Source organism: Micromonospora taraxaci (assembly GCF_007830095.1).
In the GTDB taxonomy this organism is placed as follows: Bacteria; Actinomycetota; Actinomycetes; order Mycobacteriales; family Micromonosporaceae; genus Micromonospora; species Micromonospora taraxaci.
The window spans coordinates 1,855,871-1,880,195 of sequence record NZ_VIWZ01000001.1; the positions used below are offsets into that span (position 1 = coordinate 1,855,871).

Annotated in this window: 20 protein-coding genes and 1 pseudogene; 8 read left to right on the forward strand and 13 right to left on the reverse strand. The window is 72.9% G+C overall.

All coding sequences use genetic code 11. From position 1 onward, the window contains the following. Window positions 1-17: 17 nt before the first annotated feature. Window positions 18-1,457 (reverse strand): alpha-amylase, encoded by a 1,440-nt coding sequence (locus tag FHU34_RS08855; RefSeq protein ID WP_145779514.1) that lies wholly within the window; start codon window positions 1,455-1,457, stop codon window positions 18-20. A gap of 274 nt (window positions 1,458-1,731) precedes the next feature. Between FHU34_RS08855 and FHU34_RS08860 the strand changes: the two genes are divergently transcribed. From FHU34_RS08860 to FHU34_RS08880, 5 genes are all read left to right on the forward strand, one after another. Next, window positions 1,732-3,330 (forward strand): ferric reductase-like transmembrane domain-containing protein, encoded by a 1,599-nt coding sequence (locus FHU34_RS08860; RefSeq protein ID WP_244311589.1) that lies wholly within the window; start codon window positions 1,732-1,734, stop codon window positions 3,328-3,330. After that, window positions 3,330-4,793 (forward strand): NADH-quinone oxidoreductase subunit NuoF family protein, encoded by a 1,464-nt coding sequence (locus tag FHU34_RS08865; protein ID WP_208744950.1) that lies wholly within the window; start codon window positions 3,330-3,332, stop codon window positions 4,791-4,793. The genes FHU34_RS08860 and FHU34_RS08865 overlap by 1 nt, the downstream gene beginning before the upstream one ends. Before the next feature lie 46 nt (window positions 4,794-4,839). Continuing rightward, window positions 4,840-5,457 carry a TlpA family protein disulfide reductase gene (locus FHU34_RS08870; RefSeq protein WP_425280518.1) on the forward strand — a complete coding sequence of 206 codons (618 nt, stop codon included), beginning with the start codon at window positions 4,840-4,842 and terminating at the stop codon, window positions 5,455-5,457. After that, on the forward strand, window positions 5,454-6,344 hold the full coding sequence (locus FHU34_RS08875) for a cytochrome c biogenesis CcdA family protein (RefSeq protein WP_145779517.1): 891 nt from the start codon (window positions 5,454-5,456) through the stop codon (window positions 6,342-6,344). The genes FHU34_RS08870 and FHU34_RS08875 overlap by 4 nt, the downstream gene beginning before the upstream one ends. A 113-nt stretch (window positions 6,345-6,457) precedes the next feature. Beyond that, window positions 6,458-9,601: a discoidin domain-containing protein gene (locus FHU34_RS08880; RefSeq protein WP_145779518.1), complete on the forward strand. Its 3,144-nt coding sequence runs from the start codon at window positions 6,458-6,460 to the stop codon at window positions 9,599-9,601. Between the two features lie 97 nt (window positions 9,602-9,698). Here FHU34_RS08880 and serS read toward each other — a convergent pair whose 3' ends face one another. The 5 genes from serS to FHU34_RS08905 form a co-directional block, all read right to left on the reverse strand. Further along, window positions 9,699-10,982, reverse strand: a complete 1,284-nt coding sequence (gene serS, locus FHU34_RS08885; RefSeq protein WP_145779519.1) for a serine--tRNA ligase — start codon at window positions 10,980-10,982, stop codon at window positions 9,699-9,701. A gap of 86 nt (window positions 10,983-11,068) precedes the next feature. Continuing rightward, window positions 11,069-12,151 carry a DNA polymerase III subunit beta family protein gene (locus FHU34_RS08890; RefSeq protein WP_145779520.1) on the reverse strand — a complete coding sequence of 361 codons (1,083 nt, stop codon included), beginning with the start codon at window positions 12,149-12,151 and terminating at the stop codon, window positions 11,069-11,071. Between the two features lie 25 nt (window positions 12,152-12,176). Further along, a complete protein-coding gene (locus tag FHU34_RS08895) occupies window positions 12,177-13,358 on the reverse strand; it encodes a saccharopine dehydrogenase family protein (protein ID WP_145779521.1) in 1,182 nt (393 codons plus the stop codon). A gap of 50 nt (window positions 13,359-13,408) precedes the next feature. Next, entirely contained in the window at window positions 13,409-14,557 is a 1,149-nt protein-coding gene (locus FHU34_RS08900) for an alcohol dehydrogenase catalytic domain-containing protein (protein ID WP_145779522.1), read from the reverse strand. Then, on the reverse strand, window positions 14,554-14,994 hold the full coding sequence (locus FHU34_RS08905) for a hypothetical protein (protein ID WP_425280569.1): 441 nt from the start codon (window positions 14,992-14,994) through the stop codon (window positions 14,554-14,556). Before FHU34_RS08905 ends, FHU34_RS08900 begins: the two co-directional genes overlap by 4 nt. 76 nt (window positions 14,995-15,070) lie before the next feature. Between FHU34_RS08905 and FHU34_RS08910 the strand changes: the two are divergent. After that, window positions 15,071-18,003: pseudogene (locus FHU34_RS08910) on the forward strand (winged helix-turn-helix domain-containing protein). 12 nt (window positions 18,004-18,015) lie between these two features. On the opposite strand, the gene FHU34_RS08915 reads toward FHU34_RS08910, so the two are convergent. From FHU34_RS08915 to FHU34_RS32895, 5 genes are all read right to left on the reverse strand, one after another. Further along, window positions 18,016-18,564 carry a DsbA family protein gene (locus tag FHU34_RS08915; protein ID WP_145779525.1) on the reverse strand — a complete coding sequence of 183 codons (549 nt, stop codon included), beginning with the start codon at window positions 18,562-18,564 and terminating at the stop codon, window positions 18,016-18,018. Further along, complete coding sequence (locus tag FHU34_RS08920) at window positions 18,561-19,058, reverse strand: redoxin domain-containing protein (protein ID WP_145779526.1); 498 nt, start codon at window positions 19,056-19,058, stop codon at window positions 18,561-18,563. The genes FHU34_RS08915 and FHU34_RS08920 overlap by 4 nt, the downstream gene beginning before the upstream one ends. 87 nt (window positions 19,059-19,145) lie before the next feature. After that, window positions 19,146-19,832 (reverse strand): BON domain-containing protein, encoded by a 687-nt coding sequence (locus tag FHU34_RS08925; RefSeq protein WP_145779527.1) that lies wholly within the window; start codon window positions 19,830-19,832, stop codon window positions 19,146-19,148. Between the two features lie 464 nt (window positions 19,833-20,296). Next, the gene (locus tag FHU34_RS08930; protein ID WP_145779528.1) at window positions 20,297-20,695 is read right to left on the reverse strand and encodes a hypothetical protein; all 399 of its coding nucleotides are present in this window, start codon (window positions 20,693-20,695) and stop codon (window positions 20,297-20,299) included. Window positions 20,696-20,823: 128 nt separating this feature from the next. Beyond that, the gene (locus FHU34_RS32895; protein ID WP_167524780.1) at window positions 20,824-20,964 is read right to left on the reverse strand and encodes a hypothetical protein; all 141 of its coding nucleotides are present in this window, start codon (window positions 20,962-20,964) and stop codon (window positions 20,824-20,826) included. 388 nt (window positions 20,965-21,352) lie between these two features. Between FHU34_RS32895 and FHU34_RS08935 the strand changes: the two genes are divergently transcribed. Continuing rightward, complete coding sequence (locus FHU34_RS08935) at window positions 21,353-21,715, forward strand: STAS domain-containing protein (RefSeq protein WP_030330302.1); 363 nt, start codon at window positions 21,353-21,355, stop codon at window positions 21,713-21,715. A gap of 17 nt (window positions 21,716-21,732) precedes the next feature. Here the strand turns inward: FHU34_RS08935 and surE are convergent, their stop codons facing one another. Further along, window positions 21,733-22,560, reverse strand: a complete 828-nt coding sequence (surE, locus tag FHU34_RS08940) for a 5'/3'-nucleotidase SurE (RefSeq protein ID WP_145779529.1) — start codon at window positions 22,558-22,560, stop codon at window positions 21,733-21,735. Beyond that, window positions 22,557-23,519, reverse strand: coding sequence for a 1-phosphofructokinase family hexose kinase (locus tag FHU34_RS08945; RefSeq protein ID WP_145785499.1), 963 nt, complete (start codon window positions 23,517-23,519; stop codon window positions 22,557-22,559). Before FHU34_RS08945 ends, surE begins: the two co-directional genes overlap by 4 nt. Window positions 23,520-23,701: 182 nt before the next feature. Between FHU34_RS08945 and FHU34_RS08950 the strand changes: the two genes are divergently transcribed. Further along, a complete protein-coding gene (locus tag FHU34_RS08950; RefSeq protein WP_145779530.1) occupies window positions 23,702-24,169 on the forward strand; it encodes an SRPBCC family protein in 468 nt (155 codons plus the stop codon). Window positions 24,170-24,325 lie beyond the last annotated feature (156 nt).

Below are 24,325 nucleotides of genomic sequence, written 5' to 3' on the forward strand. Positions count from 1 at the left end.
CCTTCCGTCGCAGGTGGTCAGAGGCGGGCGCCGATGTGGATGGCTACCGCGTCGTGTGCCGGCACGTTCGCCGCGAACCAGCCGTTGCCGTCCACCGTGACCACCGGTCCGCTGCACGTGCCGCCGGCGTACGTGCCGTGGATGACGTCGCAGTACCGCCCGGCGGGCAGCCCCGAGAAGTAGGACCGTCCGTTGACGGCGGAATCCTCGTCGTTGATGGTGACGAAGCCCTTGCCGCTGCGGCTGAACGCGATGTGGTTGTTGCCGTTGTCGTACCAGTTGGCCACCCCGGCGCCCTCGGTGGCATTGCGGAAGCCCACCATGTTGGCGATCACCGGCCAGCGGTGTTCACACTCCCAGCCGGAGTAGCAGGTGGTGTTGAGTGTCTTGTTACCGCCGTCCGAGGGAGGGCCGGCGTCCCGGCTGCTGAAGGTGTAGCTGGACATCACCGTCGGCGACCCGTACGGCCAGGCCAGCATGAACGCGTTCGCCAGCGCGTAGATACCCCGGTCGGAGTAGGTCAGCACCCCACCGGCGTCGCGCTGGGTGTCGTGGTTGTCGACGAACACCGAAGCCGAGCCGGTCGGCAGGTGCCCCCACCCCTCGCCGAAGTTGCGCAGGTAGGCCAACCGCTCCGAGCGGAACACCCGGGCCAGGTCCTTGCCGTAGCGGAACTCGTGCACATCGCCGTTGCCGGTGTACTCGGTCGGCTGGACGGGCTCGCCCGCGCCGTAGATGACCTCCTGCACGACGTACGCCGAGCGGGAGAGCTTGCCCCTGATCGCGGCGATGTCGGCGGCCGGCATGTGCTTGCTGGCGTCCAGCCGGAAGCCGTCCACACCGAGCGAGAGCAGGTCGTTGAGGTATGAGGCGATCTTCGTACGGACGTAGTCGGACTCGGTCTTCAGGTCCGAGAGGTTGACCAACTCGCAGTTCTGCACCTCGAACCGGTCGTTGTAGTTGACGATGTCGTCGCCGTTGTTGCGCCCACAGTGGTGGAAGTCCTGGGTCTGGTAGATGCCCGGGTAGTCGTAGTGCGAGTAGGACGAACCGGCCCAGCCCGTGCCCCCGTTGGCCTGACCGGACATGTGGTTGATCACCGCGTCGACGATCACCTTGACCCCGGCCGCGTGGCAGGTGTTGACCATGGACTGGAACTGGGCCCGGGTGCCCTTGCGGGACTCGATCCGGTAGCTGACCGGCTGGTACGCCAGCCACCACTGGTTGCCCCGCACGTGTTCCTGCGGGGGTGAGACCTGGACGAAGCCGTAGCCCTTCGGGCCGAGGGTGCTCTGGCACTCGGCGGCCACCGAGGGCCAGTTCCACTCGAAGAGCTGGACGATGACCTTCTTGGCGCCGGAGGGGGCGGCGGCGGCCGGGGGTGCGGTGGCGGGAAACAGCAGGGTGGCGACCAGGCCGAGGGCGAGGACCGCAGAGAGGCGTCGACGTCGATGCATCGGGACTCCTGACGAGCGCGGGGTGGGGGTGGTGGGGCGAAGGTAGCGCCGGCCTGCTCGAATCTTGCAGGCAGCACTGAAATTTGCTGAAAGGTTACAAGCTCGTTGCAGGCGCTGTCTACGCATGGATGGTCGTCGCTGTTGGTGCCAGGTCTGTGGAGGGCCGCAACGCACGGCGGCACCACTCGGTTCGATCCCGACCCAGAAATTTTTCGCAGCGGGTGATCCGCGCGCCCCGTCAGTCCGTACTGGATGGGGGAGCAGGGGTCGGCCGGTGGTACGCCGCCGCGAGACGATCGAGGAGCAGATGGCCCGGGCACAGCAGGACAAGAAGGCGGCGACCGTCCGGACCAGCGCCAGCAGCCGGGGGGTGCGAACCCCCTCGCGGCCGGCGGTCGGCATGCTGATCGCGTCGGCGCTCGCGGCGCTCTGGGCGGCGATCATGCTGACCGGCGCCGGACAGAAGGCGTACGCGTACGGCTTCTTCTTCACCGAGTTCTTCGCCGGGGTGATTGCCCTGGTGGCGTTGAGCCTGACCGTGATGCTCGGTCTGCTCGCCACCGACCGGCTGGTGCTGCGCATCCCGCACCGGGTGCTGATGCAGTCGGCGCACCGCGCCACCGGCGTGCTCGGCGTGGCCGGGCTCGGATTCCACGTTCTCACCAAGATCGCCACAGGCCGGGCGGCGGCGACCGACGCGCTGGTGCCGTTCGTCGGCGGCCGAGGGCTCTACGTCGGCCTCGGCACGGTGGCCGCCCTACTCATGGTCAGCGTGATCTGGACCGGAATCATCCGGGCCCGCTTCGCCGACGTCGGTCCGAAGTGGCTGTGGCGCGCCATGCACTCCGTCGCGTACCTGGCCTGGCCTTTCGCCGTGCTGCACGGCCTCAACGCCGGTCGGGCCGCGGCACCCTGGGTGATGTTCAGCTACCTCGGCTGCATCCTGCTCGTGGTGCTGGCCCTGCTGGTGCGGCTCTCGGTCAGCATCGGTCGGCGCAGCCGCGAACAGCACCAGGCGGCGGTGCGCAACGCGGTGATGGCTGGCCGGGCCGAGGAGGCGAAGACCGCGCGAACGCTGCTCGCCGGGTTGGGGCGCCGCAGCAAGCCCGCCGACAAGCGTCCCGCCTGGGCGGACACCACCACCGCCACCTGGGCCGCGCCGGCCGCGCGGCGGGACCCGGAACGGTTCACCGTTCCGGTGGTGCCCGAGCCCGGCTCCCTCGTGGAGCCCACCCGGCCCAGTCGACGTCGACGCGAAGAGGAACCGGCCGCCCGCCGCGACACCGAACGCTCGTCCCGCAGCCGGCGCGACGAGGGGGAGTCCACCACCCGCCGGTCGACCCGCCGCAGCGTCGAGGAGGAGCCGGTGGCCCGGCGGCGCGGCTCGCGTACCCGGGACGAGGAGGTTCCGACCGGCCGGCGACGCGCCGAGGAGTCGGACGCCGAGCGGCCCAGCCGCCGGTCCCGCCGCGAGGACGAGGACAGCCGGTACTCGGCCCCGCCGCTGCCGACGGCCGAGCCCGAGGAGCCGTGGGACAGCCCGCGCCGCTGGCAGGCCGCCGAGCCGATCTCCGCCGGCCCGGTCTCCGCCGAACCGATCTCCAGCAGCCCGATCTCGGCGACGCCGCGCAGCGGCAGCGGCCGACACAGCGTGGAGGACGACCTGCCGGAGGAGCCGGACTACTGGCGCCCGCCGGCCCGGTACGTGCCGGACGAGGCACCGCCAGTCGACGACACGCCGACCCTGGTCGACCTGGCCTCGCGCCGCGCCAAGCGGGCCGCCGGCGAGGGCCGCTCCGCCAAGCGCCGCAAGGCCAGCGCCGACGCGGTGGACGGGGCGTACTGGGCTGGGCTGCGGGGTGAGGCCAAGTGATGCGGACGGCTGTGCCACCGGTCGCCTGCGTGGGCGAGCCGCGGCTGACCGCCGGCTTCGCCGAGTACGGACGACTCGACCTGGCGGCGCACGAGGAGGTACACGGACCGATCGGGCCGATGGAGCCGGCGCAACTGCTCCGGCTCACCGAGGGCATGCAGCTCAAGGGCAAGGGAGGTGCGGGTTTCCCGTTCGCCCGCAAACTGCGCGCGGTGCTGGAGTCCTGCGAGCGGCAGGACCTCGCCGCCGTCGTGGTGGTCAACGCCACCGAGGGTGAGCCGGCCAGCTGGAAGGACAAGGTGCTGCTGACCCGCGCACCGCACCTGATCCTGGACGGCGCGGCGCTGGCCGCGTACGCGCTGGACGCCGACGAGATCGTCATCGGGGTCGCCGACGACGGTGTCGGCCGGGACTCGCTGATGGAGGCCCTCGAAGAGCGCCGGATGCCGGTGATGACGACGATCGTCACAGTGCCGCACCGGTTCATCTCCGGTGAGGGCGGAGCGCTCGTCAACGGAATCAACGGGCTGCCGCACATCCCGCCCGGCACCAAGAAGCGCTCCAGCGACTCCGGGGTCAGCGGCCTGCCCACCCTGCTGTCCAACGCCGAGACGTACGCCCAACTCGCTGTCGGCGCCCGACTCGGCCCGTACGAGTACGCGGCGCTCGGCACCGACGACGAGCCGGGCACCGTGCTGCTCACCGTGACCGGTGCGGCGGGCCGACCGGCGGTGGTGGAGTGCACCGCCGGCATGCCGCTGCGTGACGTCCTCGACCTGTGCGAGGTCCCGGACGTGCAGGGCATCCTGATGGGCGGCTACCACGGCAAGTGGATCACCCCGGAGGCGGCGGAGAAGGCCGAGGTGTCCCGCAAGGGGCTGGCCGCGGTCGGCGGCACCCTCGGCGCGGGCATCATCGTCCCGGTCGGGGTCGACACCTGCCCGCTCGGTGAGGCCGCGCAGGTGGTGCGTTACCTGGCCGGGGAGTCCGCCGGCCAGTGCGGACCCTGCAAGATGGGCCTGCCGGACCTCGCCCGCGCGGTGGACCTGGCCGTGGCCGGCAGCCAACCGGCGGACGTGGTGCGCGCCGCCGCCGGCGAGGTGAGGGGCCGGGGCGCGTGCAGCCACCCGGACGGCACCGCAAGGTTCGCCCTCTCCGCGATCGAGGTCTTCGCCGAGGACCTGCGGCTGCACAGCACCGGCGACGGCTGCGGCCGACGGGTCAAGGGCGTCATGGGGCTGCCGGGCGCGCCGGACGCGAACCCGCAGAAGCTCACCCTGGACTGGTCGCGGTGCGACGGGCACGGCCTGTGCGCGCACGTCGTACCGGACTTCATCCGGCTGGACGCGAACGGATTCCCGGCCTTCCCGGCCACCCCCGTGCCGACCTGGTTGCGGGAGGGAGCGCTGAAGGCGGTCAAGGTGTGCCCGGAGCTGGCTCTGCGCCTGGCCAAGGCGGAGTAGGGCACCGAAAGATCCCTTGCGGACGAGAACGGAGAAGCGGATGGGCATGGCGAGGACAGCGGCCGGGCGACTGCGCCACACGGCCACTGCCGGAGCGCTCGTCGTGGCCCTGTTCGGCGCTGCTGCCTGCACCGGCACCGCGCCGGGTGGGCCCACCGTCGTCGGAGGGGCCCCGACCGTGACCGGAGCAGCCCCGACCGTGACCGGTGCACCGACGGACGCGGTGACCAGCGCGCCGCCCGCGACCCCGGCCGCGGTCCCGGACGTCCTGCGCTTCACCGGGACCACCCTCACCGGCGCCGCGTTCGACGCGGCGCAGTTCGCCGGCAGGCCGGTGGTGCTGTGGTTCTGGGCGCCGTGGTGCGCCACCTGCGCCAGTCAGGCGTGGACGGTGGCCGAGATCGCGCCGAAGTACCGGGACACGGTGCCGATCGTCGGCGTCGCCGGGCTGGGCGAGCAGCGGGCCATGAAGGACTTCGTCACCGAGTTCGAGCTGGCCGGGACGACCCAGGTCGACGACCGCAAGGGCGCGCTCTGGAAGCGGTTCAAGGTGACCGAGCAGAGCATCTTCGTGATCATCGACCGGACCGGCGCTGTGGTCCACCGGGGATTCCTGGACGGTGAGGCGCTCAGCGCCCGCGTCGCCGCCCTGGCCGGGGCGTGACCGCCGCGCTGCTGCTCGCGCTGACCGCCGGCATGCTCGGCGCGGTCAACCCGTGCGGCTTCGCGTTGCTGCCCGCGTACCTCTCGCTGTTGGTCGCCGGAGCGTCGGACACCCGCGGCGCGGTCGGCCGCGCGCTCACCGCGGCGGCCGGGCTGACAGTGGGGTACGTGCTGGTCTTCGGCGCGTTCGGCCTGGCGCTCGCGCCGCTGGCCGGCTGGCTGCGACCCCGCCTGCCGTGGCTCACGGTGACGCTCGGTGTGCTGCTGGTGCTGGCCGGTTGCTGGCTGCTCGCCGGACGGCGACTGCCCAGCCCCGGCTGGTCGGCGCGAGCGCCCCGGCTGACCCGTTCCTGGCCGTCGATGATCCTGTTCGGCGCGGCGTACGCGTTGGCGTCGCTCGGCTGCGCCATCGCCCCGTTCCTGGCGATCGTGGTGACCAGCCTCCAGGCCGGCTCGACCGGGCGTGGGCTGGCGCTGTTCGGGGCGTACGCCCTCGGGATGGGTCTGGTGGTCGCGGTCGCCGCTCTCGGTGTGGCGCTGCTGCGCGACGGGCTGGTGGCCCGGCTGCGTGTCGCCGGCGCGCTGGTGCCCCGCCTCAGCGGTCTGATGTTGCTGGTGACCGGTGGTTACGTCGCCTGGTACGGCTGGTACGAGCTACGGCTGGCCGCCGGCCGCCGCGATGCAGTGCACGACCCGGTCATCCGAGCGGCCGCCCAGGTCCAGCGAGCCCTGGCCGACACCGTGGACCGGATCGGCCCGACGGTCCTGCTGGCCACCCTGGGCCTGCTCCTCCTGACCGCGCTCCTGACGAAACGCACCCACCGCCCGACCCCAGCCCCCGTTGATCATGAAGTTATCGCCCCGACCCCCCGAGGCGAGGGGCCATAACTTCATGATCAACGATGAGGGTGCAGTGGGGATCTGAGGTAACGCGTTGGTCTTGACATCCGGAAACGATCATCGGAGTCTGTCTGACAACGTTGTCACACCGAAGGGCCACCATGCGTATATCCGAATTCGAGTTGAGCAGGCGGCGGCTCCTCATCCTTGGTAGCGCCGTCGGCGCTGGACTCGCCATCGCCCGACCCGCCGCCGCCCAGGCCGCGCCAGCCGCCACCACGCCACCGGCTGCGGCCACTGGCCCGGTTGCCAGCACCTACCACGCGCTGCTGCTCGCCCACACCCGATGGGCCGAGGAGCAGTGGGATCCGGCGATCAACGCGTACCGCCTCGCGGACTTCAGGTTCGCTGTCGTCCTCGGTAACGCGGTCCTGCTCATCTCGCCCGGGTACGACCCGGCGGCAGCAGGCGTCGACCGGGACACGCTGCACGCCCGTACCGTCGCCACCATCCGCCGGTTCGCGGCCACCAACCGGCTCGCCGGCGGCACCGAGTGGGGCCGACAGCTGTTCTGGGACAGCACCTTCGAGCTGTACTTCGTCCTGGCCGCCCGACTGCTCTGGTCCGACCTGGACGAGGTCACCCGCAACAACGTCGACCGCATCGCCCGCGGGCAGGCCGCGTACGCCCATTCCCTCGGCACCGGTAACGACCCGCTGAGTGGCAGTTGGACGCCGAACGGCCTCACCGGTGGCTGGATCGGTGACACCAAGCTCGAGGAGATGGGCGTCTACGCCCAGGCGATCGCGCCCGGCCTGGCCTGGGCGTCGGACGACCCCGCCGCCGCGGCGTGGCGCGAGCGGTTCTCGATGTGGACGCTCAACGCGAGTGGACTACCGGCAGCCGACCGCGCCAACCCCGCCCTCGTCGACGGGCGGGCGGTCGCCGACTGGAACACCGCCCACAACATCCACGACACGTTCCTCGTCGAGAATCACGGCTCCTTCGGCCCGCACTACCAGGAAGAACTGTGGCGCACCGCGGGTCGTACCGCGGCGCACTTCCTGACCGCCGGCCAACCGCTCCCCGAGGCGCTTTCCCGGCAGCCCAACGGCGACCAACTGTGGCGGACCATGCGGCTGCTGGCCAGCGATGCCGGCGAACCCTTCATGCCGATGGTCGCGGACCGCTACCACCTGTACGGCCGTGACGTCCTGCCGCTCGCCTTCCTCGCGCAGGTCCAGGGCGACCGGCATGCCGCCCGGGCCGAGGCGGACCTCGCCGAGCGGCTCATGCCCTACCTGAACTACCCGCCGGAGAGTCGGCTCACCAAGTTCAGCGGCGAGCCGAAGTACGAGCCCGAAGCCCGGGCCGAGGTCGCCATCAGTTACCTCTTCCATGCCTGGCGTGCGGCCAACGGCGGTGTGGTCCAGCCGGTAGCCAGCACCACGTTCTTCGCGGCGGCGGCGGGCACCCGGGACTTCGGGGAACAGGCCGGGCTGACCGCCCACCAGACTCCGGCCGCCTTCGCCGCGGCGGTCAGCAAGACCGGATTCGTGTCGTTCCAGTGGGCCCCCGTCCACGACAACTGGTTGTTCGACACCCGGGCGGCCTCGCTGCTGCCGAGGCAGTCCGCGCCGGTCCTCGGCCGCACCTCCGCCGCGTACACAGTGGCCAGGGACGGTGTCGACGCCACGGCGACCGTTCTGCGCGTCGCCGGCGGCACCGCCGGATACGTCACGCTGCCCACCGGCACGGTCGTGTACGCCACCACCGGCACCGGTGCCGACGAGGGCGTCTTCACCCTGTTCAACCTGAACATGCCCGGCGTACCCGGGCTCACCGGCACCCGCACCTTCACCGGCGAACAGGGGTCCGTCACCCTGGCCGGACAATCGGGCGTCGGCGACGGCGGAACCGACCAGATCAGCTTCGCGCCCCGTGCAGCCAGGCACGTGCGGATGCTCGGCCGTTCCCCCGCCACCCAGTACGGCTACTCGCTGTTCGCCTTCGCCGTGCTCAACGCCAGCGGGGTCGACCTCGCCAGCGGCCGGCCCACCACGGCCTCGTCCGCCGACCCCGCCTACCCCGCAACTCGCGCGACCGACGGCAACCCCGGCACCCGCTGGGCGGTCGCCCGTGAGGAACGCGGCCGCGCGGACAGTTGGCTCGCCGTCGACCTCGGCGAGGCCGTCGACATCAGCGGCGTACGCCTGGACTGGGAGGCCGCGTACGGCACCCGCTACGTCATCCAGACCTCTCTCAACGGCACCGACTGGAGCGACGCGGCGGTCGTGCCGGACAGCCCGACCATCGCCGGCTCCTGGCTGAACGTCGACGGACGAGCGGGCCTGGTGGTCCACAACGCCCAGAACCCGATCACCGTGACCGCCACCACCGTCACCCTGTCCAGCGGACCGGCCACCGGCAGCACCCGGCTGATCATCGAGGGGTACGCGGGCGCGAGCCGGTCGGCCCTGGCCGCCGCGGCGTCGCGAACCCTGCCCAGCGGTGGTCCGGAGGCGTTGCGGGTGAGTGACGCGGACGGATACCTGAGCCTGTTCAACCTGTCCGACGGCGCCATCACGACGGCGGCCGTCACGCTTTCGCAGGGCGCCACGCTGCGGTTGTACCACGGAAGTCAGGTCACCGGATCGGGGACCACGACCTACCAGGTCGACCTTGCCGCTGCGACCGCACGCGTCGAGCCGTCCCGGTTCACCGCGACCGCGGCACAGCCGGAGAAGGCGATTCCCGCCGGTACCCGGTTCGACGTCACCGACTCGCACCACCTCCGGATCACCGCCCCCGCCGGGCACATGGTGAAGGTGCAGGTGGAGTCCGCGGCCGGCGGCGCCCGACAGCGCGTGACGGTCCCCGCTGGACACAGCAAGGACGTCGCGTTCGCTGGTGGGACGGTGACGCCGACCAGTGACCTGGCCCGGTCCCGGACGACCTACCCGACGTCACCGCTGCCGGCCGGCATGACCGACCCGTCGGCCGTCGTCGACGGCGACCCGGGGACCGCCTGGCAACCCGGCCCGAACGGCCGCATGGTGATCGACCTCGGATCGCTCCGGGAGTTGGCGTCGGTCCGCCTGACCTGGACTCCCGGTCGGCGGCGACCGATCACCGTGTCCACCTCGGCCGACGGGCTCGGCTACGTGCCGGTCGCCTCGGTGCCGAAGCCGAAACCCGAGACCACCGTCACGACCGGGTCCTCCGGGCGGTACCTGGCGGTCGCGGTCGCCGACTGGCAGCCCGGTGACGCCCGGCTGACCTCCGTGGAGGCGTTCGGTGCCTGAACCGTCGGGATCGACCACGGACTGACACCCGTGGCCCGAAACGGCGGCGGCGGGCCTGGTGCGGACGCACCAGGCCCGCCGCCGCCGAACAGGTCGGTCAGCGGGGGGTCAGACGGTCGGTGCCCAGGCGCTCCTGGAGGACCTTCGGGACCAGGACACTGCCGTCGGCCTGCTGGTACTGCTCCAGGATGGCCGGGAAGAGCCGGCTGGTGGCCAGCGCCGAGCCGTTGAGCGTGTGCACGAAACGGGTCTGCTTGCCGCCCGGCTCGCGGTAGCGGATGGCAGCCCGACGCGCCTGGTAGTCGCCGGCCCAGGAGACCGACGACACCTCCTTGTACTTGCCGGTGCTCGGCATCCACACCTCGATGTCGAGGGTCTTCTTCATCGAGGCGCTGGCGTCACCGGCCGAGAGCAGGGTGCGCTGGTAGTGCAGGCCCAGCCCCTCGACCAGGCTCTCCGCGTGGGCGAGCATCTCCTCCAGAGCGGCGTCGGCCTGCTCCGGGAGGGTGAACTGGAAGATCTCCACCTTGTTGAACTGGTGCCCGCGCACGGTGCCACGCTCGTCCGAGTGCGAGCCGGCCGACTCCCGCCGGTAGCAGGGGGTGTACGCGAACGCCTTCAACGGCAGCTTCGGCGTCTCCAGGATCTCGTCCTGGTACGCGCCGAGGATCGCCGTCTCCGACGTCGGCAGCAGGAACTGGCCGCGCGGGGCGGACGCCGAGTCGAGGTGGTAGACGTCGTCGTAGAACTTGGGGAACTGCCCGGCGGCGAAGCCGGCCGAGTCCAGCAGCAGGTGCGGCGGGAGCAGGAACTCGTAGCCGGCCCTGATGTGCTGGTCGACGAAGTAGTTGAGCAGCGCCCACTCCAGCCGGGCGCCGATGCCGGTGTAGATCCAGAAACCGGACCCACCGAGCTTGACCCCGCGCTCGTAGTCGACCAGGCCCAGCGCCCGGCTCAGCTCCACGTGGTCGCGGACCTTCTCGATCACCGGTGGCTCGCCGAAGGTCTTCACGACCTGGTTGGCTTCCTTGCCGCCGGCCACGACGTCGTCGCTGGGCAGGTTGGGCAGCTCGCTCATCGCGTCGCGGAGCCGGCCCTGGACCTCGTCCAGCTGGGACTCCAGGTCGGCGAGCTGTCGACGCTCGGCGTCGGGCGCGACGACCTGCGGCTCCTCGCCGGCACGCTTCGCCTGCGCGTACGCCCGGGCCTCCGCCTTGCGGCGCTGCCGCTCGGCGTCGATCTCCGTGATCAGCGCGCGTCGTTCCTGGTCGAGCCGCTGGATCTCGTCCAGGGATCGGGTGACCTCGGCGGGATCCAGTCGCTTCGCCAACGCGGTCGCCACTGCCTCGCGATCCTTCCGGATCAACTCCATGTCGAGCATGCTGCTCCGTACGCCTCCGTCCGGGGTTCACTGGTGAACCACCAGATGCTACCGTCGCGGCCCCCTCGGCCCGGGACGGGGAGGTTCTACAGCCGGATCGGCATCAGCACCGAGTAGGTGTCCGCGTCGTCCGGACGGCGTACGGCCAGCGGCCCGATCGGCCCGTCCAACTCCAGCACCAGTTGCGGCCCGCCGGCCGCGTTCAACGCGTCCAGCAGGTATCCGCCGTCCACCCCGACCAGCAGCGCGTCCGAGGTCAGCTCGGTGTCCGGGAGCAGCCGCAGGTCGCCGGTGTCGTCGACGCCCAGCACGGTGACCGCCCGGGGCGTGCCGTCGTGGTCGCGGGCGACAGTGGGCGCCGCCGGGTCGGCCAGCGCGGCGCGCAGCGCCGCCACGTCCACCGGAATGCGACGGGCGGTGGGCCGCTCGCCGACGGCCTGGCGCACCAGCCGGCGGTAGTCCGGGAAGTCGTACGGCAGGGCGCTGCCGGTCAGGGGCCGCCCGGCCACCAGCACCCGCAGGTCCGCGCCCGCCACGGTCAGCCGCACCGGCCGGGCGTCGGCGGCGGTGAGCAGCGCCCGGATCTGGTCGACGAGGTCGACGGGTGCGAACACCCGCACCGGGGGACCGTCGACGTCGGCCCCGGACCGGGCCAGCGCGAGCCGGTACCTGTCGGTGGCGACCAGCCGCACGCCGTCGGACTCCACGTCGAGCAGCACGCCGGAGAGCATCGGCAGCTCCGGGTCGGCGCCGACGGCGAAGCGCACCGCGTCGAGCGCGGCGGCCAGGTCGGCGGGGGAGAGGAGCACAGTGGTGCTGGTCTGCGGGGCCGGGTCGACGAGCGTCCGGAGCCGGGTCACCTCACGGCGGGCGTCGGCGAGCCCGTCGACCAGCCGACGCAGGTGCGCGTCGAGCAACAGGTGCACCGCAGCCGGCTCGGCGCGTACCGCGGCGGCGATCTCCGGCACCGGCATGCCGATCCGGCGCAGCCCGGCCACCAGGCGGGCCGGCGCGATCTGCTCATCGGTGTACCAGCGGTAGCCGGTGACCGGGTCGACCAGGGCCGGTTCCAGCACTCCCGCCGAGTCGTAGAAGCGCAGGGCGCTGACGGTCAGGCCACTGGCCCGGGCCAGCTCACCGATGCTGTGCAGGTCGCTCACGCTGGGCATCCTGCCCCCTCGACCCGGTCGAGGGTCAAGCCGAGCGGTCCAGCACCCGGAAGGTGAGCCCGGCCCGGACGAGCCGGTCGAGCAGCGCGTCACCCATCGCGGCGACCGGGGTGAGCTGACCGGAGGTCGGCGGCAGGTCGTCGAGCGCGAGGCAGAGCGCCGACTCACCGAGCATCTTCGCCGTCTCGTCGTAGCCCGGGTCGCCGCCGGCCACCTCGGTGACCACCCGTTGCCCGCCTCCGGTGCCGACGAACCGCACCCGGAACCAGGACGCGGCCCGCTGCTGGGCTGTCGGGCCCTGCCCGGAGGCGAGTCGACCGAGCAGCCACCGTCGACTGGGTGGCAGCTTCACCAGCCCGATCAGCGCGCCGAGCCCGGCCGCGCCGGCCAGCACGGTGGGCAGCCGCTTCACCGCCGCGAAGTGCCGGTAACGGAAGTCCGGGCCGTACTCCGGGCGGGCCACCGCCGAACGGCGGACCACCTGCGGGTCGATGGTCGGCAGCGGGACGGTCCAGATGCCCAGCTCGGCGGAGCGGGCCAGCCGGCCGGGTACCGCCCGGATCCGGCGGTCGGTGGGGCGCGGCTCGACCGCACGGCGGTCCCGGGCGGCCCGGCTGGCCTGCGAGGTACGGGAGAACGCGGTGAGCGCGGAATGGTACGTGCCGGCGGAGAACCGACCACCGGCGCGCACGTAACCGTCCACGGTGATCGGCACGTCGGCGGGCAGCTGCTTGACAGTGAACCAGGCCCCCAGGTCGTGCGGGATCGAGTCGAACCCGCAGGCGTGCACCAGCCGCGCCCCGGTGCGGGTCGCCTCGTCGTGGTGGCGCACGTACATCAGGTCGACGAACTCCGGCTCGCCGGTGATGTCCAGGTAGTCGGTGCCGGCCCGGGCGCAGGCCCCGACCAGCGGCTCCCCGTGGTGGATGTACGGGCCGACCGTGCTGGCCACCACCCGAGTGCTCTCCGCCACCGCGCGTAGCGAGTCCGCGTCGGTCACGTCGGCGGTCAGTAGCGGCAGCTCGGCCAGCGTCGGGTCGATCGCGGCGAGCCGGTCCCGGACGGCGGCGAGACGCTGCTGGCTGCGCCCGGCCAGCGCCCAGCGCAGCCCGGCCGGCGCGTGCCGGGCCAGGTATTCGGCGGTCAGACCGCCGGTGAACCCGGTCGCCCCGAACAGCACCACGTCGTACGTCCGCTCCCCAGTCATCCCCGGAGTCTGCCATTCGTGGCCCCCGATGGCAGATCACGACGAGGCCGTCAGGGCGTGAACACGGCCCGTACACAACCGTCGGTCCGGTCCCGGAACAACTCGTACCCGTGGGGTGCCTGCTCCAACGGCAGCCGATGGGTGGCCAGATGCTCGGTACGCAGCTCGTCGCGGGCCATCCGGTCCAGCAGCATCGGCACGTCGCGAAGGTCCGGCCGACGTACCCCGTGCAGTGTGAGCCGCCGGTCGGTCACCGTGCCCAGCGGGAACGCGTCGACGAAGGCGCCGGTCGCGCCGAGCACCACCACCACACCGCCCTTGCGGCAGGCGTGCACGGACTCCCGTAGCGCGTCCGGTCGGTCGGCGGTGTGGCCACCGAACCGGTCGACCAACGATCGGGCCGGCGGCGCGCCGACCGCCACCACGCACACGTCCGGACCACGTCCACCGCTGCGATCGCGCAGCTCCGCCGCGACGTCGGTGCGACGGTAGTCCAGCGGCTCCGCGCCGCAGTGCCGCTCGGCCATCCGCAAGCGTTCCTCGTGGCGGTCGACCACCAGCACCCGGGCGGCACCGCGCAGCACCGCCGCCCGGGCGGTCAGCTGGCCCACCGCCCCGGCGCCCCAGATCGCCACCACGTCGCCAGCACGTACCGCCCCCAACTCCGCCGCCAGCCACCCGGTCGGCGCCGCGTCCGCGGCGAACACCGCCCGGTCGTCGTCGACCCCGTCCGGCACTCCGAACGCACCCACGTCGGCGTACGGCACCCGCACGTACTCGGCGTGACCGCCGGCGAACCCGCCCGCCGCCGGGGGCCGGCCGAAGCAGCCGGCGTCGGATCGCCCCCAGTCGGGGTCCGCGCTCGCCAGCTCGGCGCTGCCGTTGTCGCAGCAGGAGTGCAGGCCCTGACGGCAGTACCAGCAGCCCCCGCAGGCGACGCTCGCGCCGACGACCACCCGGTCGCCGGTGCGGTGCCGGCGGACCGCGGGCCCGACCTCGACCACCTCGCCCAGGAACTCGGCCCCGAGCACGTCACCGGCCCGCAGCAGCGGGTCCCGGCCGGCCAGCAACGGCAGGTCGCCGCCGCAGGTGGTGCTGCGCCGAACCCGGACGATGACGTCCCGCTCGTTGCGCAGCTCCGGGTCGGGCACCTCGCGTACCGCCACCTCGTCGGCCGCCACCCAGCACAGGGCCCTCACCCGCGTACCTCGGGGCGATCCAGCGCGGACCGGTCCGCGCGCAGCACCTCACCGGCCTCCACGCGCTGCTTGACCTGACGCAACGTCTGGCGCACCAGCAGAGCTGGGTCGTCGCCGACCAGGTGCGCGGCCAACCCGGCGGGCGGGGGTCCGCCGGACAGTGGCCGGGCGGACAGCTCCGTGCCCCGGTCGCCGGGCGCCGACCGCGCCCGCACCTCGATCGCGCCACCCAGCCGGCGCAGCGGCTCGGGCCAGCGCCCGTCCGGAAGCACCTGCTCGGGCGGCCGGTCGACAGTCACCACCTCCCACCGGGCCGACGCGCCAGGGTCGCCGTCCGCGCCCGGCCTACCCACCCATCGGGGTACGCGCAGCAGGCGCACCGCCCGAGCCAGCGCACCGCTGCCGAGGGCGGGTCCCGCCCGCGCCAGCCGTCCCATCGGTCCCACCAGTCCTCCCTGTCCACGTCCCCCGATCGTCGGTCCCGGTCGGGTGAAGCGTGCTCGCCCGGAAGGGGTGAACCGCCGTCCGCCGGGTAACCGCTCGCCGACCGGGGGCGGAGCGTGCGGTGGGGGTGGGGCTGGGTGTCGGAACAGGATCGCGTGCGGGTCGAGCCGGCAGGGGGGCCGCCGCTGCTGGCGTCCCGGTTGACTCCGGCCGTGCCGCCGGAACCGGTGGTGGCCCGACCTCGACTGCTGCGCCGGTTGGACGAGGGCAGCGCGGGGCCGGTCACCCGGATCGCTGCTCCGGCCGGCTGGGGTAAGACCACGCTGCTCGCGTCCTGGGTACGGCTGGGTGGCGCGCCGGCCGAGGTCGAGCCGGGTGCTGTCGTGCCCGACTCCGGCGAGCTGGCGGCCCCGCCCGAGTCCGGCCCGGTCCCGGCGTGGGTGTCCGTGGAGGTGGGCGACGACGGTGACCGGCTCTGGTCGTACCTCGCGGCGGCGCTGTGTGCGGCGACCGGCTCGACGGAGAGCGGACCGGTGCCGGACCGGTCGCCGCGCCCCGAGCACCTGGAGGCGCTGGCGGCGTCGCTCGCCGCCGCGGACCGGCCGGTGCTGCTGATCCTGGACGACCTGCACCGGGTCGCCGACCCGGCCGCGTTGAGCGGGTTGGAGTTCCTGCTGCGCCACGCCGAGCAGCGGCTGCGTCTGGTGATCGGCGCGCGGGCCGGGCTGCACCTGCCGCTGCACCGGCTCCGCCTCGCCGGCGAGCTGACCGAGATCGGCCCGGACGAGTTGGCGTTCACCGACGACGAGGTGGCCGACCTGCTCACCGCGCACGGCGCCGCGCTGCCGGCGGCTGCCGTGCACCGCCTGCGGGAGCGGACCGGAGGGTGGCCGGCCGCGCTGCGCATCGCGGCCCTCGCGGTACGCGGTCAGGCCGACCCGGAGCGCTGGGCGGGACAGTTCGGCGGTGACCAACCGGAGATAGCCGGCTACCTGCACGAGGAGGTGCTCGCGACGCTGAACCCGGCCGAGGAGGACCTGCTGCGCCGTACCGCGGTCGTCGACACCGTCTGCGCCGACCTGGCCGAGGCGCTGACCGGCCGCGCCGACGCCGGGCAGGCGCTCGCCGACCTGGCCGGGGCCGGCGGTCTGCTGCACCGGGAGGACACCCGCCCAGCCTGGTACCGGTGCGAGCCCCTGCTCGCCGACCTGCTCCGCGCCGACCTGGCCCGGTTGCCCGCCGACGACCTGCGCGAGCTGCACGCCCGGGCCGCCGACTGGTACGCGGGCGACGGCCGGCCGGCCGACGGTCTGCGGCACGCGTTGGCCGCCGGCCGGTGGGACCTGGCCGGTGACCTGTTCGTCGCCCACTGGCCGGAGCTGACCCGTTACGACCGCGAACCGGTGCACGCCCCGGCCCCCGTGGCCCCACCGGCGGAGGTGGTCCGCGCCGATCCGGAGGTGGCGTTGGCCTGTGCCGCCGAGCGCGTGTGCGCCGGTGACCTGCCGGCCGCGAGTGGCCACCTGGGCGTGGCGGCCGAACACGCCGCGGGCCTTCCCGTGCCCCGACGCGACCGGTTCCTGCGGTTGGTCACCGCGCTGGAGGTGAGCGTGGCCCGGCTTGCCGACGACCAGGCGGAGGTTCGCGCCGCCGCCGCCCGACTGCTGCGAACCCGCCCGGAGGGCGCTACACCGACCCGGCTGCCGGACTCCGCGCCGACCGGGTCGTCCAGCTCCGCTCCCACCACTGGTGGGGGAGCAGCGGCCGACGACGCGGACCTGAGGGCGTTCACCGGCACCGCGCTGGGGCTGGTCGAGTTGGCCAGCGGCGCGTTGCCGGCCGCCCGCTTCGTCCGGGCCCGGGCGGCGGCCCGTGAGGCCGGTCGGCCGCGTACCGAGCTGGTCGGCGCCAGCCGTGCCGCACTGCTGCTCGCGGTTCGCGGTGACCTGCGGGCGGCCGAGCAGGCGGCCCGGGACGCGCTGGGCATGCCGCCCTGCCGGGGTTGGTCCGGTCGGCTCGACTGCGCCTACGCGTACCTCGCGTTGGCCCTGGTGGCGCTGCTGCGCGACCAGCCCGAGGAGGCCGCGGCGAACCTCGCCCTCGCCGGCCCGGCGCTCGGCGTCGCCGACGGGTGGGCTGGCGGCCCGGAGGCCGGTACCGCTGAGGACTGGCTCGCCGCCGCTCCCGGCGAACCGGTGGCGGCTGCGGTGGCGGCCCTGTGCCGGGCGCAGTTGCACCGCGACGCCGGCGACCCGGCCGCCGGCCAGCGGCTGCTCGTCCGGGCCGGTGCGGCACTGGCCGACCGTCCCTCCGCCACCGAACTGACCAGCCTCCTGCGGGCCGCCGAGGCCGAACTACGCGCCGAGCGGGGCGACCTGGAGGCCGCCCGTGACCTGCTGGCCGGATCCGCCGACGACGGGACCGACCCGGTGCTGGCGGTGACGGTGGCGAAGGTGGAACTGCTGGCCGGTGACACCGCCGCGGCCGGGCGGGTCCTGCCGGGCTGGCAGTCGCCGACGGCCACGGCCTGGCCCCTGCCGGTACGTCTGGACGCGGGCCTGCTGGACGCGGTGCTGGCCGAGCGGGCGGGGGACGGGCGTCGGGCCGGCCGGATCCTGGAACAGGTGCTGGACCTCGCCGGCCCACAGGGTTGCCGGCGGGTCTTCACCCGCGCCGCACCACCCGTACGGGACCTGCTGGCCGCCCACCTGGACGCGGGCACCGCCCACTTCACGCTGGTCAGCGACCTGGTCCGGGGGGCCAGCACGAGCACCACCCGGCCGACCGCAGCGCCCCGGGGCGTCCTCGACGAGCCGCTCACCGAGCGCGAGCTGACCATCCTGCGCTACCTGCAGAGCATCCTGTCCAACGTGGAGATCGCCAGCGAACTGTCGCTCTCCGTCAACACGGTGAAGACCCACGTCCGCAACATCTACCGCAAACTCGACGCGACCCGCCGGCGTGAAGCGGTCCGGCGGGCGCGCGAGTTGCGGCTGATCTGAGCGTGTCGGCGGTCAGGCGTCGCCGGCGGCGTCCACGGCCGTCAACAGGTCGGCCAGGTCGTAGCCGCCCTCGTGTCGGACGCCGTTGACGAACAGGGTCGGGGTGCCGTTCACCCCGCTACGGATGCCGCCCACGAAGTCCCGGCGTACCCGGTCCGCGTGCGCACGGCTCTCCACCTCTGCGTTCAACTCGTCCGGTGGCAACCCGACCTGCTCCACACCGAGCGAGAGGTGCACCGGGTCGAGCTGGTCCTGGTGCTCGTAGAGCCAGTCGTGCATCTCCCAGAACCGGCCCCGCACCCCGGCGGCCTCGGCCGTCTCGGCGGCGCGTTCGGCGTACGGGTGCACGTTGGCGATCGGGAAGTATCGGTAGACCAGCCGGACGGTGTCGGCTCGCTGCCGCAGCAACTCGTGCAGGTTCGGGTACGCGGCACCGCAGAACTGGCACTGGAAGTCGCCGTACTCGACGACCGTGACCGCCGCGTCGGCCGGCCCGCGGATGTGGTCCTCGGTGGTCACCGGGTCCCGGAGTCGGGCGGTGACCTGCAGTGGCGTGGTCATCCGGTCGTCACCTTCCGGTCGGCGGCGAGTTGGTCCAGCGCGTCGAAGATGCCGTCCGCGCCCGGGTTCACGTCGGGCGGCGAGAGATAGCTCCAGGTCACCGTGCCGTCCGGGTCGAGCACCACGAGCGCGCGGGCGGCCTCACCGCGCGGTTGGTACGCGCCGTAGGCACGGGCCACCTCGCCCTTGGGCTCGAAGTCGGCCAGCAGGGGGAACTCGATGCCCCGGCTCTCCGCGAACGCCCGGTGCGACCAGATGCTGTCCACCGAGATGCCGAGCACGACCGCCTCGTACTGCGCGAAGACGGGTGCCGCCGACTGGTAGAGCGACATCTGGTCACCGCAGACCGGGCTCCAGTCGGCGGGGTAGAAGGCGAGCACGACCGGTCGGCCGTGGAACTGCTCGGGCCCCATCGGGTCCCCGGCCGGGGTGGCCGGCAGGGTGAAGTCGGGCGCGGCGTGCCCCGGTTGGATCAGCCCGTTCGGATCACTCATGCCACCAGCCTGCTCCCGGGGTGGGTGAGGCGGACTCACCCACCTCGGGTGGTTCCGTGCTCGCTCAGCGCCGCGCGTGGCGCGCGCTCACCGCAGCACCGGGGCGACGGCGATGTGGTTCTGCACCTCGCGGATACCTGGTGCGGACCACGCCACCTGCTCGACCTCGGCCCGCTCGGGCATCGAGTGCACCAACCCGGCGAGCACCGCCGTGTCGCCGTGCACCCGGACGCTGATCCGTTCGGCTTCGGTCGCCCCGGCTCGGGCGAGGGCGTCGACGATCCGCTCGGCCAGGTTCCGACCGTCCGGCGGGGCGGCCGGTTGGACGGCGATGCCGTTGCTCACCCCGCGTACGCCGGTCAGTCGGCCGACCGCCCGTTCGGCAGCGCGGCGCTGGTACTCCCACTCGACGTCGCCGTGCAGCGTCACCCAGCCGGCCGAAACGGTGACCTGGAGTTTCTCGATGGGCACGAACGCGTCCCACTCCAGCGTGTGGCTGGCGGCGGCGGCCAGGTCGGGGTCGGTGCGCTCCGCGCCGGTGGCCAGTTGCACGGCCAGGTCGTTGGCGACCGCCCGGACCCGGGCGACCCGGTGCGCGGCGCGTTCGGCGGCCCACTTCTTCGCGTAGCTGTCCACTCGGCCGGTCAGCGTGACGACGCCTTCGGCGACGGTCACGCCGATCTCGTGCGGCTGCACCCGCGGTTCCCAGGTCAGCTCGTCGAGTACGGCGGACTGGATGTCCTGGTCGGTGCGGCTGATCTCCGCGATGGCCATCTGTCCTCCTCCCGTGCTCCGGTGGCGAGCCGGGCGGCGACGTGCAGCCGGAGGCCCGCCGACGTCGAACCTGCCGTCGCTCCGGGTGAACCGTCCTCGCCCGGACAGGGTGACATGGCGGTTGTTTCATCCATGGGAGCGCTTCCATCACGAGCACATTTCGGTTACGGTAATCGCGTTCCTCGATCGCGGGAGCCGTCGCGTCGGGTGGTGGAGCCAGGGCAACTCTGTCCCCGTCGTCGTGCTCGTCCCCCGGGCCACGACGCTCCCGCCCGGTCGACCCCGTCCCCCGGGGTGTGCACTACCACCACCAAGATCACCACCACCACCACCCGAGCACCGGTCCGCCGGGCCGCCTGAGGGGTCCGGCACCCGGCGGACCGGCCCCAACCCGTACCCGACCCAGCGGTACGGGCCCCGTTCGACAGACGTCGATCGGGGCCCGGGGGTACGGGAACGTGTGCTCAGACCGCAGGCGAGTTGGGACGGTCGACGTCGACGAACTCCACGTCGTCGACGGAGGAGTTGTCCCGACTGCCGGCGGCCCGCGCGGCGGAACCGACGGCCCAGCCCACCGCCGCGCCGACGAGCGCTGCGCCGATCAGCAGTGTCCAGGGCAGAGCCGGCTGGCGACCGGCCAGTGCGTCGAAGGCCAGCGAGGCGCGGCGTCGCGCCTCTTCGGCGGCGGAGCCCACCAGGTCACCGGCGCCGTCGGCCAGGTCGCTGCTGTTGCGGCGGGCCGACCGTGCGGTGTCCCGCACACTGTCTCCGGCGGAGCTGACGGCCGAGAGCAGGTGCTCCCAGGCCTGGTCCGCGATCCGCTCCGGCTTGCTGCGGCGGTCCAGCAGGTTGGTTCCGAACATCGTGGTTACCTCCTTGGGTGCCGAAGCCGCCGGCCACTTCGGACTTCGGCGTCTGTTCAGCGCGTCACGGTTCGCCTACCCCGCCAGTGCCCAGGGTCGCCCGGGCGCAAACCCGGCACGCCGCAACCTCAGCGCACCGCCACTGCCGCAACGCCCTGAGCGAAGTCGTCGTCATCGTCGTCATCGCCGTCGCCTCCGCCGAAACCGCAGGCCAGTACGAGGGCGAGAAGTACGCCGACGCCAGCCAGCCTCGCAAGTCGCTTGATCATTGAAGGTCCTCTCCGTCACGGTGGGTGTCCCGCCCCGATGCTAGGACGGAACGGCAACCACGGGCGCCGATCAGGGCAGCTGGGCGCGGACGACACGCCGGTGGCACGCGGGACGGGCGTAGGTCGTGGGGCGGTTGTCCGGCGCGCCGGGCCCGGACGGCTACCCTGGTCCGGCGACGCGTCGGTCACGACTGATCGACGAGGCGCAGATAACGAAAAGTGTTGAGTAATCAGATACTGAAAAGTACGGATATGGGCCGCTTTGTTGGCTCGGATCCGCGAATTGCTCATCCCGAGGGGTGGCGACCGAGGCCGTTGGAGGAATACTCTCGGTCGCGGCCCGCGTACTGATGAGGCGCCCGGGGGACGGGCGGGTGGAGGTGCTCGCGTGAGCCTGTCGATCGTGAAGTCGGTTCTGTCCGGTGGTGTCGTGGAGATCGCCCCGCGGGGCGAGATCGACGTCGACACAGCGTACGAGGTGCGCGAAGCGATCGCGGAGGTGCTGGCCAAAGGTCGGCCCCTGCGCATCGAGCTCAACATGAGGCTGGTCACCTTCATCGACTCCGTCGGCATCAGCGCCATGGTGGCCGGCTTCCAGACGGCCGAGGTCAGCGACGTCAAGCTGGTGGTCACCGAGCCGAGCCGGTTCGTGCACCGGCAGCTGTGGGTGACCGGCCTGCTCGGCCTGTTCGGTGCCCCCGAGCCCTACTTCGCCGGTGCCGCCACCCCCGAGGTGCTGCCCGGCGCCTGAGCGCGCCCGACACCACGTCAGGTCTGCTCGTCCAGCCCGGTCAGGTCGACGTCGGTCGCTTCGGTGACCGCCCGGATGGCCGTCACCGACGCGTACCCGGCGGCCAGCAACGCCACGTCCGTGCCGGGCTGCGCGGCCTGCCCCGGCTCCTCCAACGAGGTACGCACGAAGCCGTGACCGGACTCGGCCACCGTCATCTGCACCTGGCCGAAGCTGGCCAGCGCGCCGCGACGCACTCCGCGCAACTGCCCGTGCGGCAGGTCCGGCGCGTTCACGTTCAGCACGCTCTCCAACGGCGCGGATCGCAACCGGGGGAGCAGATCAAGGGCGACCCGTGCGGCGGTGCTCCAGTGCCGCTCGGTGTCCCGTACCCGGGCTGCGGCATCCACCGCGGCACCGCCGCTCGCCGCTGTCGCCTCACCCGCGGAGAGCACGTCGAGGGAGACCGCCATCGCGCGACACCCGTTCGTGGCGGCGGTGAACGCGGCCCCCACCGTCCCCGAGTGCAGGACGGCCCGGCCGGCGTTGGCGCCCCGGTTGATGCCGGAGAGCACCACCGACGGCGGTGGGCCGAACGCGCCGTGCAGGGCGATCAGCGTGATGAAGCCGGGGGAGCCGCCCACTCCGTACGCCGGCACTCCCGCCAGGTCCGGTAGCGGGTGGTCGTTCACGACGACCCTCCCGTCCCGTTCCATGGCGCTCATCGCGGCGCTGGTGCCGCTCGCCTCCTCCAGTGGCGCGGCGACCACCACGTCCAGGCCCCGCTGCACGGCCGCCCAGGCGAGGGCCTGGATGCCGGGCGCGGCTATCCCGTCGTCGTTGGTGATCAACACCCGCACTGTCATCGGTCGACCACCCGGTCGGCCAGTTCGTCAGGGGTAGTCCGCTCCTGTGGCCGGCTGTCCGCCGGCACCAGTCGGACTCGGTCCACCAGGCCGGTGATCGAGTCCAGCCGTCCGGTGCCCAGGCCGTGCCGGGTCACGTTGAGCGCGCCGGCCGCGGCACCGGTCCGGATGGCGGTCCGGATGTCTCCGCCGCTGGCCACGATGGCGGCCACCCCGGCGGTCATCGAGTCGCCCGCGCCACGCGGGTCGGCGGCCTCCAGTCGGGGCATCTCGACCTCGAACAACTCCCCGTCGATGAGCGCGAGCGCCGGCTGGTCGGCCCGGCTCACCACCACCGTCTCGGCGCCGGCCGCGTGCAGCTCGTACATGGCCTGGGTCAGTTCGACGGTGTCGTCGGTGCGGGCGCGGCCGTCGCGGATCAACTCCTCGTGGCTCACCTTGAGGAAGAACACGCCGCTCTCCAGCACCGCGGCGAGATGATCGCCGGAGAGGTCGACCACGACCCGGCCGCCGTTGGCGCCAAGGTCCGCCGCGAAACGCCGGTACAGGTCGGCGGGGACGAGCCACGGCGCGTTCGGCCCGCTGAGAATGCTCACAGCGGCCCTCAGGCCCTCGCCGAGGGCCAGGTTGTACAGCTCGTCGAGCTCGTGTCGGCTCAACGGCTGCCCGGGTACGTCGGCGATCTCCTGCCGGGACCCGCCCCGGCGGTCGTGCACGTACCCGCCGCTGCCGGAGTCACGGACCACCACCTTCAGGTCGACGCCCTCGCTGACCAGCAGTGGCTCCAACACCTGGCCGATCTCGCCGCCGAGGGCTGCGCAGAGCACCACGTCGACGCCGAGCGACATCACCATCCGGGCCTGCCAGACCCCCTGCCCGCCGGGGTGCAGGTGCAACTCGGGGTGGTCGTTGGGCTGGTCCAGGGTCACGGTCAGCTGTGGTGTGGGCGCGAAGACCATCACGTGCCCGCTCACCGGATCGTCGCCGTTCATGGTGTCCGCCCCCAGCACGTTTGGGTAATTCATCACTAATGCGACAAATAGTAGCTCCCTGTCCTGCCGCCCTGGGTTCGTCGGCCGGGGCGTTGCCAGTCAGACATCGGTAGGGGACGATCGTGCGACCATCGACGGCGGGAGACGGTGTGCTCACCAGCGATACCTTCAGCTACACCGTCCAGGCCCGGTGCTCGCCGGCCCACGCGGCGGCGATGCTCAGCGACCTGACCCGGCAGGGCGAGCTGCACCCGCTGATCGTCCGGGTCCGTCGACTGCCGCCCCGACCTGGTGCGCAGGCCAGCTACACGATCAACGACCGTTTGGCGGCCGGCCCGCTGCACTTCAAGACCACCTACCACGCGGACGTGCTGATCAACGAGGACGACGAGATCGTCATGGTGGCCCGTCAGTGGCCGGCCACCACTGTGCGAAACCAGACCCGGTTGCGCCCCGAGCCGGATGGCCTGGTTCGGATCGACGTTGAGATCACCCTGACCGCGCCGACCCCGCTGTTCCGGTACGCGTTCCGCCAGGCCCGTGCCGCCCACCTCGCCCTGGCCACCCGACTGGGGCCGGCCCTCGAACGCGCCAGCGACCCCCCACCCGCCGCCTGACCCGCCCGCCCGCGCGCCCGCGCCAAGATCCGCGCAATATCCCGGATGTTGCTGCCTCCGACGCTCGGGAGACAGCACTATCCCTGATGTTGCGCGGATCTTGAGGGCGAACACCCGACGCGGCCGCCCGGGAGCGGATCGGCGCGCCCACAGCCG

Bases quoted from the DNA above. Each gene is read 5' to 3' on its own strand.
- FHU34_RS08945 (WP_145785499.1), bottom strand. From the start codon at position 23,519: ATGGTCTTCGCGCCCACACCACAGCTGACCGTGACCCTGGACCAGCCC.
- FHU34_RS08925 (WP_145779527.1), bottom strand. From the start codon at position 19,832: ATGGCCATCGCGGAGATCAGCCGCACCGACCAGGACATCCAGTCCGCC.
- surE (WP_145779529.1), bottom strand. From the start codon at position 22,560: ATGACAGTGCGGGTGTTGATCACCAACGACGACGGGATAGCCGCGCCC.
- FHU34_RS08895 (WP_145779521.1), bottom strand. From the start codon at position 13,358: ATGACTGGGGAGCGGACGTACGACGTGGTGCTGTTCGGGGCGACCGGG.
- FHU34_RS08915 (WP_145779525.1), bottom strand. From the start codon at position 18,564: ATGACCACGCCACTGCAGGTCACCGCCCGACTCCGGGACCCGGTGACC.
- FHU34_RS08880 (WP_145779518.1), top strand. From the start codon at position 6,458: ATGCGTATATCCGAATTCGAGTTGAGCAGGCGGCGGCTCCTCATCCTT.
- FHU34_RS08855 (WP_145779514.1), bottom strand. From the start codon at position 1,457: ATGCATCGACGTCGACGCCTCTCTGCGGTCCTCGCCCTCGGCCTGGTC.
- FHU34_RS08865 (WP_208744950.1), top strand. From the start codon at position 3,330: ATGCGGACGGCTGTGCCACCGGTCGCCTGCGTGGGCGAGCCGCGGCTG.
- FHU34_RS08930 (WP_145779528.1), bottom strand. From the start codon at position 20,695: ATGTTCGGAACCAACCTGCTGGACCGCCGCAGCAAGCCGGAGCGGATC.
- FHU34_RS08870 (WP_425280518.1), top strand. From the start codon at position 4,840: ATGGCGAGGACAGCGGCCGGGCGACTGCGCCACACGGCCACTGCCGGA.
- FHU34_RS32895 (WP_167524780.1), bottom strand. From the start codon at position 20,964: ATGATCAAGCGACTTGCGAGGCTGGCTGGCGTCGGCGTACTTCTCGCC.
- FHU34_RS08890 (WP_145779520.1), bottom strand. From the start codon at position 12,151: ATGCCCAGCGTGAGCGACCTGCACAGCATCGGTGAGCTGGCCCGGGCC.
- FHU34_RS08905 (WP_425280569.1), bottom strand. From the start codon at position 14,994: ATGGGACGGCTGGCGCGGGCGGGACCCGCCCTCGGCAGCGGTGCGCTG.
- serS (WP_145779519.1), bottom strand. From the start codon at position 10,982: ATGCTCGACATGGAGTTGATCCGGAAGGATCGCGAGGCAGTGGCGACC.
- FHU34_RS08920 (WP_145779526.1), bottom strand. From the start codon at position 19,058: ATGAGTGATCCGAACGGGCTGATCCAACCGGGGCACGCCGCGCCCGAC.